The organism is Ruegeria sp. I3 (assembly GCF_056532525.1).
Genome location: NZ_JBQFNI010000002.1, coordinates 491,985 through 505,783 on the forward strand (window position 1 = coordinate 491,985; position 13,799 = coordinate 505,783).

The following is a 13,799-nucleotide window of genomic DNA, read 5'->3' on the forward strand; positions in this document are numbered from 1 at the left end:
CTCTTTTAGTAACTGGCCCGTACCGCGTTCAGCGCTTGCTGATCCAGCACAGGGCGTGCGCGTGTCTGGGCATTGCGCACATAGATGTCAAAGATGTTCTGCGCCAGCGCCTGGCTCAATTGCGCAGCCAGTGCATCCTGCATCTGGCGTTGCTCATCGGTTTCCGCCGGAGGCAGCTCTTCATCCAGACGCACGATCAGGGCGTTACCGTTTCCGGGAATGACACGCAGCTCACCAGGGTCCATTTCAAACACCTGAGTCATGAAGTCCACGGGAACATCCTCGAGGAATGCGGTACGTGTCAGCGCATTTTCGACGCGGAAGGGCAGGCCTGTGGCGGTAAAGTCGCCATCTGTTGCCAGCTGGGTCAGAACCGTGTTGCCCTGATTTTGCAGCGCTTTCGCAGTTTCTACCTGCAGCCATGCCTCGGCGACACGGTCACGGGCGCTTTCCAGAGGTTCCGGGCGCGGCTCTAGCACTTCATTCAAGCGCAGCGCAAAGATCGAACCATCTTCAAGGAACGCGACCTCTGGGAAATCACCTTCTTGCACAGCCTCAGCGACTGAGCGGAAGCCGTCATACGCGGCAACGCCATCGTCGCTTTGCTGGGTCCAGTCGATCTGACCCAGTTCCATCTCGGTCTCACCGGCCAGTTCTTCCAGTGTTGCGCCGCCTGCAAGCAGGTCGTTGATGTCTTCGGCCTGTGCTTCGATCTGACGGCGCGCTCGGTCGGCGGCGAGTTCTGCACGAAGTTCGGGTTCGGCGTCTTCGAAACTGACATTGTTCTCGGCCAGCGATCCATTGATCCGGAACAGGGCAGGGCCGAACACCGTGGGAAGCGGGCCGACCACATCGTCGATCTCGGCGGCAAACACGGCGTCGGCTGCATCGCCCAGATCTTCACGGGTGACATCGCCCAGATCAACATCGCTCAGCTCAAGCTGACGTTCGCGGACTAACTGTTCGAAATCGGCCCTGCCAACTTCAAGTTGTGCCAGCGCCTCGGTTGCGGATTCTTCGCTGGGATAGGGCAGACGCTCGACCAAGCGGCGCTCGGGTTGGAAAAATTCGTCAGCGCGTTGGTCGTATAGACGGCGCAGAGAATCTTCGTCCACTTCGATCGTATCGAGCAGCATGTCGGGCGACAGAATGGCGTAGGTTAGTTGCTTGGTGCGGGGCAGGGTGAACTGATCGGTATTCTCATCGTAATATGTCTGAATCTGCGCGTCTGTGGGTTGGGCCACGGGCGTTTCGAGAAGGTCGGCAGACAGCGTCGCCACGGTAAAGCTGCGGCGGGCCAGCACATAGTTCGACAAAGCCTCGGTCAGCGTACGGGGCATTTCAACACCGCTCATGACCGCACCCTGAACGATGGTGCGTGAAGATTCTTTGCGCAGATCCGATTCGAATTCGGAATCGGTCATTCCGACCTGTTCCAGCTGAAAGCGATAGGCTTCGCGGTCGAATGTACCGTTTACACCTTGGAACGCCGGTATCTGTACAATCTCGTCCTGCAGGTTCTCGTCACCGATCGAAATGCCAAGCTGTCCGACCTCGTTATCGATTGCGGCCAGTGCGATCAGGCGCGAAAGGGCAAGTTGATCGAGGCCAAGATCATGTGCCTGCGAAATCTGCATTGCCTGTCCGGTTTGCGCTTCGACGGCCCGGATCTCGCGCTGAAGCTCACGAAAATACGCGTCGACCGAAACGCTTTCATAACCGACCTGCGCAACCGTACGAACGGTTCCGGTCAGGCTGGTGGCGCCAAAGCCCGCAAGGCCCAGCATCAAAAGACCCATGAGAATCCAGACAAAGGTTTTGGATAGGTTTTTCATGCCTGCGGCCATGGTGCCCTCTTGGTTTTGTCGGCAAATGTCTGCCCAGTCGGTTGCGGCCCTGAATACGATGCGTGCAGCCGGGGGGCAAGCTTAGAAGGACAAGCCCTGCAATCGGTCGAACAATTGCGCGATACCGGCGCGGTCGAGGTTGGCAAATGCTACACGAACCTGCCGCTTTCCCGCGGAATCGCCCTCTGGCATGAACATGGTACCCGGCAAAAGCAGTATACCTGCCTCGGGTACCAGCCGTCGGGCCAATTCGTCGGAAGCGATGCCAAAGGGATGTTCGAGGTAGGCAAAGTAAGCGCCAAGTCCCAAAAGACGCCAGCCTTTGTCTTCAAGGCGTGGCATTCCTTCCGCGATGGCCGCTCTTCGGTCGAGAATTTCATCTCGTTCACCCGCAACCCATTGGGTCAAGTTCCGCATGCCCCAAAGCGCGGCAAACTGGCCGATCTGGCCGGGGCAGATTGCGACCGTGTCCAGAAATTTTTCGATCTCCGACAACAGGGCGGGGCTGGTTGAAATCGCGCCGACACGGTGACCGGTCAGGCGATAGGCTTTTGAGAACGAGTAGAGATGGACAAACGTATCGTCCCAACCCGATTGCTGGAACAGGTCATGAGGCGCGCCTGATCGACTGTCGAAATCGCGATAGGTTTCGTCAACCAAAAGACGAAGCCCCGTTTCCCGCGCAAGATCATAGAAGCGGCGCACCAAGTCCGCAGGATATTCGACACCACCGGGATTATTCGGCGTCACCAACGAAATCGCCCGTGTCTTTTCGGTGATAAGGGCGCGGGCCCGTTCCGGATCGGGAAGCAAATCATCGTCTGTGGGCAAATCAACGGTTTTTACCCCAGCCATATCCAGCCACATCTTGTGATTGAAATACCAAGGGGTCGGAAGGATCACCTCATCCCCCTGATCGGTAATTGCCGAAATCACGGCTGAAAAGGCCTGATTGCAACCCGAGGTGATTGCGATCTGATTCGCCGATACCTCAGCCGCATAATGTGCGCTGATCTGAGCCGCGAGTTCGGACCGCAGGTCATCGTTGCCCAGAACCGGGCCGTATAGATGTGCGCTGTCCTGCTCGACCGCGAATTCGGCCATTGCCTGCCGCAGCGCTAACGGGGGCGGATCGACCGGAGCCGCCTGACTGACATTGATCAACGGACGGTCAACTGCGAACTCGACCCCGTCCAGCCAACGGCGTGCCTCCATCACCGGAGGGGCAAAGGTGGCGGCAGTGCGGGTCATTGTCATGGTGAGTCCGTGATTTCAGCGCTTAGTTGAAACGCTTGATTAATCGGTGCCCCGATAGGGTTCGACATATTGCAGCGCCATGTCCCATGGGAAGAAAATCCATGTGTCCTGACTGACCTCGGTAATGAAGGTGTCTACCATCGGACGGCCTTTAGGCTTGGCGTATACGGTCGCGAAATGCGCTTTGGGAAACATATCGCGCACCAGTTCCAGCGTTTTGCCGCTATCGACCAGATCGTCGATGATCAGAATACCGGTGCCATCACCCATCAGATCTGCATTGGGCGCTTTGAGAATTTCTGCTTCGCCCTGCGCCTGATGATGATAGGATTTCACGCTGACAGTATCGACCGTACGGATATCCAGTTCGCGGCTGACGATCATCGCGGGGGCCATGCCGCCACGTGTAATTGCCACGACCGCACGCCAAGCGCCGTCATCTGGTCCTTGCCCATCCAGACGCCACGCAAGAGCGCGCGAGTCGCGATGAATCTGATCCCAGCTGATGTGGAAGCCTTTTTCGTGTGGCAGGCGGTCCTTGGCGCTCATGGTCTGTTATCCTTTTTCAACGTCCGGCGCGTCGACGGCCTTCATTCCGACGATGTGATAGCCTGAATCCACGTGCAGATTCTCACCTGTCACTCCGCTGCTGAGATCAGACAGCAGATACAGGGCCGATTTACCAACATCATCGATGGTCACATTCCGGCGCAGGGGCGAGTTATACTCGTTCCACTTCATGATGTAACGGAAATCGCCGATGCCGCTGGCCGCGAGCGTTTTGATCGGGCCTGCCGAGATCGAATTCACGCGAATGCCGTCTTTGCCCAAATCCTCGGCCAGATACTTTACGGATGCCTCAAGGGCGGCTTTTGCAACACCCATTACATTGTAGTGTGGCATGACCTGTTCAGCGCCGTAATAAGTGAGGGTGATCGCACTGCCGCCTTCGTTCATCATTTTCTCCGCGCGCTGCATAACGGCGGTGAAAGAGTAGACCGAAACATCCATCGTCAGGTTAAAGTTCGCGCGCGATGTGTCGACGTAGCGCCCGCGCAATTCGTTCTTGTCAGAAAAGCCAATGGCGTGGACGACGAAATCCAGTTTACCCCATTTCTTTTCCAGCGCGCTGAAGAGTTCATTAATTGATTCTTCGTCGCTGACGTCACAGGGCAAAACGATCTCGCTGCCCAACTGCGCCGCCAATGGATCGACGCGTTTTTTCAGGGCGTCCCCCTGATAGGAAAAGGCCAGCTCGGCCCCGGCGTCGGACAAGGCGCGGGCGATACCCCATGCGATTGATTTGTCATTGGCCAGTCCCATGATGAGGCCGCGTTTTCCGGCCATCAACTGATTTGACATCTTCGGTTCTCCGCCTGTCGTCGCATTGTGTTCGGTTGGTTTATGCCATTGATTGTCCTGCTTCAAGGCCATGCGCTCTTGCCCGCAGCGGGTTCTCGCCTTAGGGTCATGTTAATTGTTTCCTGGGGATGGAAATGAACGAGCATAATGGCATCTTCGCCGGGGCTGATCCGTTTGAAATCGCGGATCGGTGGCTGGCCGAGGCAGAAAAGACCGAACCGAATGATCCTAATGCGATTGCTTTGGCAACCGTGGACCCGGAAGGTTTGCCGAACGCCCGTATGGTTCTGCTGAAGGAAATCGAGAAGGACGCGTTTGTTTTCTATACGAACTATCACAGCGCCAAGGCTCAGGAGTTGGACAGCGCCCACAAAGCGGCTTTTGTGATGCATTGGAAATCTTTGCGGCGACAAATCCGTGTTCGTGGTACAATCACCAAGGAAGATGGGCCGCAGGCGGACGCATACTACGCCTCGCGCTCGCTCAAAAGCCGCTTGGGTGCTTGGGCGTCACACCAGTCGCAACCGCTGGAAAGTCGTGCATCCCTGATGGCCGAAGTGGCTAAAGTGACCGCAAAGTTGGGTACCAACCCGCCTCGCCCTGAATTTTGGGGGGGATACCGTGTAACACCTGTCGAAGTCGAGTTCTGGGCCGATGGTGCCTTCAGGTTGCATGACAGGTTTCAGTGGAAGCGACAAAATGTCGATTCCGACTGGCAAGTGCTGAGGTTAAATCCATGACGTTCGCGTTGCGTGAAATGCAACTGTTTGCAGACAATAGCTTTTTTCAGCTTGAATTTGCGAGCCAAAACATAAACAAGAAACCCTTAACGACTTGCCTATCGTAATGGGAAAACAGTGCCAGAAGATTTGAACAGCATGTACCGCGTCCGTGGACACGTAAAATGGTTCGATCCCGCCAAGGGATACGGATTTGTTGTGTCTGACGAAGGCGGCCCGGACATTCTGTTGCACGTCAACGTGCTGCGAAACTTCGGGCAAAGCTCGGTCGCGGATGGCGCCGGCATCGAGATCATGACCCACAAAACTGATCGCGGTGTTCAAGCGGTCGAAGTGATCAGTGTTGACCCGCCTGTTCGCGCGGAAACCATGATGCTGGCCGATTTTGCCGAGCTTGATCCAGCCGTGATCGGCAGCGCTCCGCTTGAGGCTGCGCGCGTCAAATGGTTCGACAAGGGCAAAGGGTTTGGCTTTGCCAATGTTTTCGGCAGCAGTGAAGATGTATTCCTGCATATCGAGGTGCTACGTCGTTCTGGGTTGGCAGATCTGCAACCGGGCGAAGCGCTGGCCATGCGGGTCATTGATGGCAAGCGCGGAAGAATGGCCGCGCAGGTTCTGGCCTGGGAAGCGGCCCTGAACGACTAGGTTCTGAATGATGAGAACGGCTTTCGTACTGGCGCTCCTGAGTTTTTTGATTGGCGGGATCGCGCGGGCTGAATGCCGTCCGGATCGTGTCGAGCTTCGAAATGATCTGGCAGAGGTTCGTTTCGACGTTGAACTGGCCATCACACCGAAAGAGCGATCGCGCGGATTGATGTTTCGCGAAAGCATGCCCAACAGATCTGGAATGTTGTTTGTTTTTGATCCCCCTCAACCTGTTGCGTTCTGGATGAAGAATACCCTGATTCCGCTTGATATGATCTTTGTTGATCGCGCGGGCACTGTGACGCGTGTGCACGAAGGTGCAATTCCGGGGGATCTGAGCCCAATCGAAGGCGGCGATTCGGTTTATGCAGTCCTGGAAATCAACGCTGGCCTAGCCGAGCGTTACGCCATTCGGCCTGGATCGCAGATGCGCCACGAAGTTTTTTCGCAAGGTCCTGCAATTTGGCCCTGTTAGGGCTTTTCAAATCAGATCGGCACGTTTAGGAAGGCGCACGGTCCGGGGCGTGGCGCAGTCTGGTAGCGCACCTGTTTTGGGTACAGGGGGTCGTAGGTTCGAATCCTGCCGCCCCGACCATTTTTCCTCTACACTGGCGTTCCGCCATAGTCGGTGTAGAGTTTGGAAAAATCCCTGTCCAAATCTTTGCTTTCAATAGGTATTCTAAGAGTTGAACCATCTTTCTGCGGAACCAGAAAGTACAACTCTGCGTCCACGCGATACCCGGCCTGATTCTTGGTCGAGCTCAGCCGCGTTACGATTTGCGGCAAGTTCTGCGGATAGCCGTTGAAGCTGAGAATCAAATACGCCGTTGCCTCGGGCGGCAAGGTCTCGCGGCATTCAAAGATGCTTGCGGTGGTCTTGATATACTTGTCGCCCGGCCCCGCGCAGTCGGTCCTGAAGGAATTGAAAAGGTTCTGCGGATAACCGTCGAATTGCGCGCTGCGAGATGCAGGTGGTGCTTCCTGTGATGTGCAGGACACGATTAGCGCCACAATAGTTAACAATGAAATCAAACGCATGTAGAGTAGATTTCCCATCCAGAAATGTCGTGTGATTTCAAGTATGGCACGCGCTGCGATGTCGTGACGATGATTCTCTGAACATGTCCTTAACGCGGGATCGGTTGATCAATGACCTCTAACTGTGGCGGAAAACACGAGAAATCACTCTGAAACATCAAGGCGGAATAGGCTGCTCGTCCGGGATATGTCTGTGGAGGAATCGCGATGCGGCGAAATTCCGCCGGTTCAGCAAAACAGGTCAAGCTAAAAGATTCCAAAAATGACCGAAAAAGCCCGTTGACCAACTATGGGAATATACGTCAGATTGTATGGGCCGAAAGACGAGCCACTAAATCTGGTAGGCAATGACCAGAAAAGGCATCGGGCGAGGGACGGAAAGCATACCACTATGACGTAGACCGTATTCGCGGTTCTGCGCTGTTCTAGGCAGCGTCCGGTCCCTTGCGTCTCAAATTCGTCGGTAGTGCGGGCGGCACCCCGCAGCATCAAGATTTAGTGCCGGGACTTGAAATTTGGACAGATCGAAGCTGGGGCAGCGGACATGAAGATTGAAAGAAAATTCACCAAACCGGGACAGGATGCATATGCCGATCTGGATTTTGTGTCCGCAACATCCGAGATTCGCAATCCGGATGGCACAATCGTGTTCCGTCTGGACGAGATCGAAGTGCCTGCAAAATGGAGCCAGGTGGCCAGCGATGTCATCGCACAGAAGTACTTCCGCAAGGCCGGTGTTCCTTCCAAGCTGAAGAAGGTTAAGGAAAAGGACGTTCCCGAATTCTTGTGGCGATCGGTTCCTGCGGAAGATGCTGAATTTGATGGCGAAACCTCATCGAAACAGGTTTTTGATCGTTTGGCCGGCGCGTGGGCTTATTGGGGCTGGAAGGGCGGTTATTTCTCGACTGAAGAGGACGCGAGCGCCTATTTTGACGAGATGCGCTATATGCTGGCGACCCAGCGTGCAGCTCCGAACTCGCCGCAGTGGTTCAACACCGGTCTGCACTGGGCATATGGGATCGATGGCCCGGCGCAGGGGCACCACTATGTTGACTACAAAACCGGCAAGCTAACCAAATCGAAATCCGCTTATGAGCATCCGCAACCGCATGCGTGCTTCATCCAGTCGGTCGACGATGATCTGGTCAACGAAGGCGGCATCATGGACTTGTGGGTGCGTGAGGCGCGCCTGTTTAAGTATGGCTCGGGCACCGGAACCAACTTCAGCCATCTGCGTGCAGAGGGTGAAGCGCTTTCGGGTGGCGGCAAGTCTTCGGGCCTCATGGGATTTCTCAAGATCGGCGACCGCGCCGCTGGCGCGATCAAATCAGGCGGTACAACCCGTCGAGCAGCAAAGATGGTAATCGTCGATGCAGATCACCCGGACATCGAGCAATTCATCGAATGGAAAGTGATCGAAGAGCAGAAGGTGGCCTCGATCGTTGCCGGATCGAAGATGCACGAGAAGATGCTGAACGGCATTTTCGAGGCCATCCGGTCTTGGGACGGCTCTGCCGATGATGCCTATAATCCAAACGCAAACGACGCCCTGAAAAATGCGGTTCGCGAAGCGAAAAAGGTCGCGATCCCAGAAACTTACATCAAGCGCGTTCTGGACTACGCCAAGCAGGGCCACGACAGCATTGAATTCCCGACCTACGATACGGACTGGGATTCAGAGGCTTATAGCTCGGTCTCGGGCCAAAACTCGAACAACTCGATCCGGGTGACCAATGCGTTCCTGACCGCAGTTGAAAAAGACGCGGATTGGGAACTGATCAACCGCACCGACGGCAAGGTTGCTCGTACAGTCAAAGCTCGTGATTTGTGGGAAAAGGTCGGCCACGCCGCATGGGCCTGTGCCGATCCTGGCATCCAGTTCCATGATACTGTCAACGAATGGCACACTTGCCCCGAAGACGGTGAAATCCGCGGTTCGAACCCGTGTTCGGAATACATGTTCCTCGATGACACTGCCTGTAACCTGGCGTCGATGAACTTGCTGACCTTTTTCAAGGACGGTGAGTTCCAGGCGGCGGACTATATGCACGCCTCGCGGCTTTGGACGCTGACGCTGGAAATCTCGGTGACCATGGCGCAGTTCCCGTCTAAGGAAATTGCGAAACTCTCTTACGACTTCCGCACCTTGGGTCTGGGATACGCCAACATCGGCGGCCTGTTGATGAACATGGGTTACAGCTACGACTCGGATGAGGGGCGTTCGATCTGTGGCGCGCTGACCGCGATCATGACCGGTGTGGCTTATGCGACCTCGGCAGAGATTGCAGGCGAGCTTGGCCCGTTCAAAGGATATGAGCGCAACGCAGACCACATGCTGCGTGTCATCCGCAACCACCGTCGTGCGTCGCAAGGGGTGACCGATGGTTATGAAAAACTGGCTGTTAAGCCGGTGCCTCTGGATCACGATAATTGCCCGGATAAACGTTTGATCGATCTGGCCATGTCAGCTTGGGATGAAGCGCTGAGCCTCGGCGAAAAGAACGGTTATCGCAACGCGCAGGCCACAGTTATCGCACCAACCGGCACCATCGGTCTGGTGATGGATTGCGACACGACCGGGATCGAACCGGACTTTGCTCTGGTCAAGTTCAAGAAGCTGGCCGGCGGTGGTTACTTCAAGATCATCAACCGCTCGGTGCCTTCGGCGCTGGAAAAGCTGGGCTATTCCTCGGCTCAGATTGAAGAGATCGTGGGTTATGCGGTTGGTCATGGCACCATCGGCAACGCGCCGGGGATCAACCACACCTCGCTGACCGGTCATGGTTTTGGCCCGAACGAGTTGGCAAAAGTAGATGCCGCACTGGAAAGCGCGTTCGACATCCGGTTCGTCTTCAACCAGTGGACGCTGGGCGAGGACTTCTGCACCGGTGTTCTGGGCATCCCGGCGACCAAGCTGAATGACCCGACCTTCGATCTGCTGCGCCATCTGGGCTTTACCAAGGCGGATATCGACGCGGCCAACGACCATGTTTGCGGAACCATGACGCTGGAAGGTGCGCCGCATCTGAAGGAAGAGCATTACGCCATCTTCGACTGCGCCAACCCGTGCGGTAAAAAAGGCAAGCGTTTCCTTGGGGTTGATAGCCACATCACCATGATGGCGGCGGCGCAGAGCTTCATCTCAGGCGCGATCAGCAAGACGATCAACATGCCGAATGACGCGACCATCGAGGACTGCCAAAAGGCATACGAACTCAGTTGGTCGCTGGGTGTGAAGGCGAACGCGCTATACCGCGACGGCTCGAAACTGTCGCAGCCTCTGGCGGCGGCGCTGGTCGAAGATGACGATGAGGCAGCCGAAGTACTAGAAAGCGGTTCGACGCAAGAAAAAGCCGTCGTTCTGGCCGAGAAGGTGATCGAGAAGGTTGTGGTCAAGGAAATGATCCGCAGCCACCGCGAGAAACTGCCGCATCGCCGCAAGGGCTATACCCAAAAGGCGATCGTTGGCGGCCACAAGGTCTATCTGCGCACTGGTGAGTTCGAAGACGGCAAACTGGGCGAGATTTTCATCGACATGCATAAGGAAGGCGCTGGCTTCCGGGCGATGATGAACAACTTTGCCATCGCTGTGTCGGTTGGCCTGCAATACGGCGTGCCGCTGGAGGAGTTCGTCGACGCTTTCACCTTCACCAAGTTCGAACCGGCCGGGATGGTGCAGGGCAACGACTCGATCAAAAACGCGACGTCGATCCTTGATTACATCTTCCGCGAACTGGCTGTGTCCTATCTGGACCGCACCGATCTGGCGCATGTCAAACCCGAAGGCGCAACCTTCGACGATCTGGGTCGCGGCGAAGAGGATGGTCTGTCCAACGTATCGGAAATCAGTGAAAGCGCGGCAACCAAATCTCTGGAAGTGCTGAAACAAATCAGCTCGACTGGGTATCTGCGCAAGCGGCTACCGCAGGATCTGATGGTCTTCAACGGTGGTCAAGCCGACGTGTCCGGTATGGCCGAAACCGCAGCGACATTCGAAGCACCCGCTGAGACGGCGGTTGCGACCGGAATGGACGCCCGTACCAAAGCCAAGATGCAAGGGTACGAGGGCGATCCATGCGGCGAATGCGGAAACTACACGCTGGTGCGCAACGGCACCTGCATGAAATGCAACACCTGCGGCGCAACTAGCGGGTGTAGCTGAGTTTAGCGCCCCGGCAACCCGGGGTGCAGGGGTCGGATGCTGCCACAGTAACCGGCCCCGACGAATACGAAGCAAGGCGCTGAGACTTACCATCGATGCCTTGTTTCACTCGGCCGACATGCCCGTGTCGGCCGGGAACAGGGTGGGGCGGAATATTTGCTCCCTCCCACTCTCTCACGGGACGGGTGCGCTCGTCCCATGCGCAGTCCAGGCCGCAGGCAAAAAAACACCGGGCGGTCAACGAAATGAGCCTGGAAGGCGAAACTGACAGGGGGCTTCGGCCCCCTTTCTTTTTTCAACCCCGAGTCGCGGATCTGAGCAGGGCTTCGCCGGATCATCCTGTTTGGATCGGGCAAGAGTTGCCGAAACCTGTCCTGGCCATTTCGCCCGGCAAGCCTCCGCAAATGCGACTCAGTCAAACACGCAGAGATTGGCTTGAAAGCGGCCATATCAATCTGAGCGGGTGACACGCCTTCAGGATGGCCTTTTTTTGGCGCTTGTCCGGACGCAAACACTCAAGAAAACGCAATCAGGAGGCATAACATGAAACCGCAAATTCTGGCCCTTATCTCAACCTTCGCACTTGGCCTGCCGACATTGGCCGTCGGCCAAAGCGCCGCCGATACCAACGGCGACGGAGTACTGACGATCGATGAAGTTCAGGCCGTCGTGCCTGACGTTGATGCCGAAGGCTTTGCGCAGATGGACGCAAACGGAGACGGTGCACTGGATCAGGATGAGATCACCATTGCTGAACAAGCGGGCCTGCTGCCGCCGTCCAACGGCTGATCAAGCAGGAATACTGGCGGCCCGGAAGCTCCGGGCCGCTTATTTTTCAGTGTCTTACGCGGGTAAGTAAATGTTGAATTTGCCACGAATTTCCGCGTCCAGAAGCGGGTCGAATCTGGCCGGGGAAGGCACGGCGAGGATCTCTTCCTTCCGCTTCACTGCCTTTTCGATCAGATCTGGTTTGCCAAGCTCAACCCATTCCTTCGGAGATGATCGGTCACCAAAGGTAGGATAGACGTAATCTGCCTGCATACGGCCTAGCGTCGCATCGGTGCCAAGATAATGCCCAGGACCACCCATGCAGACTTCGGCCATCTGATCCAGTGCCAGCGTCTCGTCCGTTACCTCGATTCCGCGCACACAGCGCTGTGCCTGTCCGATCAGGTCATCGCTCAGGATCAGGCTCTCGTGGCAGAACCCCAGCAACGAGGCATGCATGCCTGCGGCTTCATACACCATGTTCAGGCCTGACAGCCCAGCCATGACGTTCGAACACATTTGTTCCCAACCGGCCTGCATGTCGGGCAATTTCGCGTCCGATGCACCAGCTGCGGCACCACCGGGCAGATCGTAGAACTGGTGCATTTGCGCGCAGCCAGCGGTTAGCAGAGCTTGTTCACCCGAGCCGATGGACATTGCACCCGTGCGCAGGTCCAGACCAAAAGGCCAAGTGCCAAAAATCGCGGGAGCACCGGGCTTTACGGCGTTTACATAAACCAAACCCGCCAGACATTCGGCGGTGGCTTGTGTGATCGCTCCGGCAACGGTCGAGGGTGCGGTAGCTCCTGCCATGCCCGCAGAAAGCAACAAAACCGGCATTCCGGCCTTGATGCATTCTTCCATCACCTCGCAGCTTTCGGTGGCGAATTTCATCGGAGGCACAACGAAGCAGTTGGAATTGGACATGAAGGGCCGCTCGCGCCACTTGTCCTCTCCGCCCGCGATCATGTGCAGCATCTCGATGGCGGGGGCCACATGGCTGGGCTCCGTGAACGACGTACCGATATGTTTGAACGTGCCTGAGGTGGTGGCGTAGACCGTGTTCAGATCCATCTCAAGGTTGTCGGCGATATCTCGGCACACCATGGGGCGTTGAACAAAGTGAATGTTTTCAAGCTGTTCACAGATGCGAGTCGCGTCATGCAGGTCCTGCAGGGTCGAGTCGCGATATTCCTGCCCATGCACGTCGACCATGCTGACCGCTGCGCCAGCGGTGCCATAATGGACACGCGTTCCCGACAGCTCCAGATCCGATTTGCCGTCCCGGCTGTGCAGAGTGATCGAGCGATTGGCCTTGGCGATTGTGTCCTCGACCAATGCGCGCGGAAAGCGGATGCGGCCATCGTCGCCCAAGGTGCATCCCGCAGCCACGAGATAGTCGATCCCACTTTGTGGCGCATCAGCAAGGCCGATGGTTTCCAGAGCGGTCAGAGCGGCCTCGTGGATGCGTTCGATCTGTGCTTGGGTCAGAACCTTCAGGGTTCCGCCCTCCATACCAGGCCGAATCGGGCGAAGATGTTCCGGAAGAGCTGACGCACGGGCGGCACGACGCGCGGCGCGGCCACCGCTGCGGGATGAGTTTCGGGTTTGTTCGTTCATGTGTGTGTCCGGTCAAAAAAGTACGTAGTGGGTGAGTGTACCTAGACCAGTGCTGGCCGTCCTCGTGCCGCACGACCGCGATCCGCACCAATGGTGCGGCTGACCAGCCGAATCTTCCAAACTTCGTTATGCATCAACTTCCTCAGTCTGATGCGCCCATTGTTTCAATGCACTTCTGGACAATCTGTTCTGTTTGCGACTTTGGACTAATTTTATTGGGCCATCAGTCAAAATGAACTGGGCGCAAATCCTCGTGACTAAATGTTTTTTTCCAATTGCGGTAAGAATCTGTTAATCTGCACGTAGTTATTTGGATTTGTACCTTAGGTTTAAGTAAATACTGGGGTTGGCTGATCAGCA

At 56.3% G+C, this 13,799-nt stretch carries 11 protein-coding genes and 1 tRNA gene; 6 read left to right on the forward strand and 6 right to left on the reverse strand.

Annotated elements, in window-relative coordinates; translation table 11 throughout:
* Positions 1-5: 5 nt before the first annotated feature.
* From ACR0L9_RS06785 to fabI, 4 genes are all read right to left on the reverse strand, one after another.
* Positions 6-1,847 (reverse strand): peptidyl-prolyl cis-trans isomerase, encoded by a 1,842-nt coding sequence (locus ACR0L9_RS06785; RefSeq protein WP_480895306.1) that lies wholly within the window; start codon positions 1,845-1,847, stop codon positions 6-8.
* Between the two features lie 81 nt (positions 1,848-1,928).
* Complete coding sequence (locus ACR0L9_RS06790; protein WP_480561448.1) at positions 1,929-3,104, reverse strand: aminotransferase; 1,176 nt, start codon at positions 3,102-3,104, stop codon at positions 1,929-1,931.
* Between the two features lie 39 nt (positions 3,105-3,143).
* Complete coding sequence (gene gpt / locus ACR0L9_RS06795; protein ID WP_170421803.1) at positions 3,144-3,653, reverse strand: xanthine phosphoribosyltransferase; 510 nt, start codon at positions 3,651-3,653, stop codon at positions 3,144-3,146.
* 6 nt (positions 3,654-3,659) lie between these two features.
* Positions 3,660-4,466: an enoyl-ACP reductase FabI gene (gene fabI / locus ACR0L9_RS06800; RefSeq protein WP_170405951.1), complete on the reverse strand. Its 807-nt coding sequence runs from the start codon at positions 4,464-4,466 to the stop codon at positions 3,660-3,662.
* A gap of 134 nt (positions 4,467-4,600) precedes the next feature.
* On the opposite strand from fabI, the gene pdxH reads away from it, so the two are divergent.
* From pdxH to ACR0L9_RS06820, 4 genes are all read left to right on the forward strand, one after another.
* Entirely contained in the window at positions 4,601-5,206 is a 606-nt protein-coding gene (gene pdxH / locus ACR0L9_RS06805) for a pyridoxamine 5'-phosphate oxidase (RefSeq protein WP_170405948.1), read from the forward strand.
* Between the two features lie 117 nt (positions 5,207-5,323).
* Positions 5,324-5,851: a cold shock domain-containing protein gene (locus tag ACR0L9_RS06810; protein ID WP_170662646.1), complete on the forward strand. Its 528-nt coding sequence runs from the start codon at positions 5,324-5,326 to the stop codon at positions 5,849-5,851.
* A 7-nt stretch (positions 5,852-5,858) separates the two neighbouring features.
* Positions 5,859-6,326 carry a DUF192 domain-containing protein gene (locus ACR0L9_RS06815; protein WP_170392984.1) on the forward strand — a complete coding sequence of 156 codons (468 nt, stop codon included), beginning with the start codon at positions 5,859-5,861 and terminating at the stop codon, positions 6,324-6,326.
* 43 nt (positions 6,327-6,369) lie between these two features.
* A tRNA-Pro gene (locus ACR0L9_RS06820) sits at positions 6,370-6,446 on the forward strand.
* A gap of 8 nt (positions 6,447-6,454) precedes the next feature.
* On the opposite strand, the gene ACR0L9_RS06825 is transcribed toward ACR0L9_RS06820, so the two are convergent.
* Positions 6,455-6,907 (reverse strand): hypothetical protein, encoded by a 453-nt coding sequence (locus tag ACR0L9_RS06825; RefSeq protein ID WP_480536934.1) that lies wholly within the window; start codon positions 6,905-6,907, stop codon positions 6,455-6,457.
* Positions 6,908-7,433: 526 nt separating this feature from the next.
* Between ACR0L9_RS06825 and ACR0L9_RS06830 the strand changes: the two genes are divergently transcribed.
* Together ACR0L9_RS06830 and ACR0L9_RS06835 are read left to right on the forward strand one after the other, a co-directional pair.
* Positions 7,434-11,051 carry a vitamin B12-dependent ribonucleotide reductase gene (locus ACR0L9_RS06830; RefSeq protein WP_480895307.1) on the forward strand — a complete coding sequence of 1,206 codons (3,618 nt, stop codon included), beginning with the start codon at positions 7,434-7,436 and terminating at the stop codon, positions 11,049-11,051.
* Between the two features lie 543 nt (positions 11,052-11,594).
* The gene (locus ACR0L9_RS06835; RefSeq protein WP_170405941.1) at positions 11,595-11,840 is read left to right on the forward strand and encodes an EF-hand domain-containing protein; all 246 of its coding nucleotides are present in this window, start codon (positions 11,595-11,597) and stop codon (positions 11,838-11,840) included.
* Positions 11,841-11,894: 54 nt separating this feature from the next.
* Here the strand turns inward: ACR0L9_RS06835 and ACR0L9_RS06840 are convergent, their stop codons facing one another.
* Entirely contained in the window at positions 11,895-13,439 is a 1,545-nt protein-coding gene (locus tag ACR0L9_RS06840; protein WP_170421793.1) for a trimethylamine methyltransferase family protein, read from the reverse strand.
* Positions 13,440-13,799: the final 360 nt, after the last annotated feature.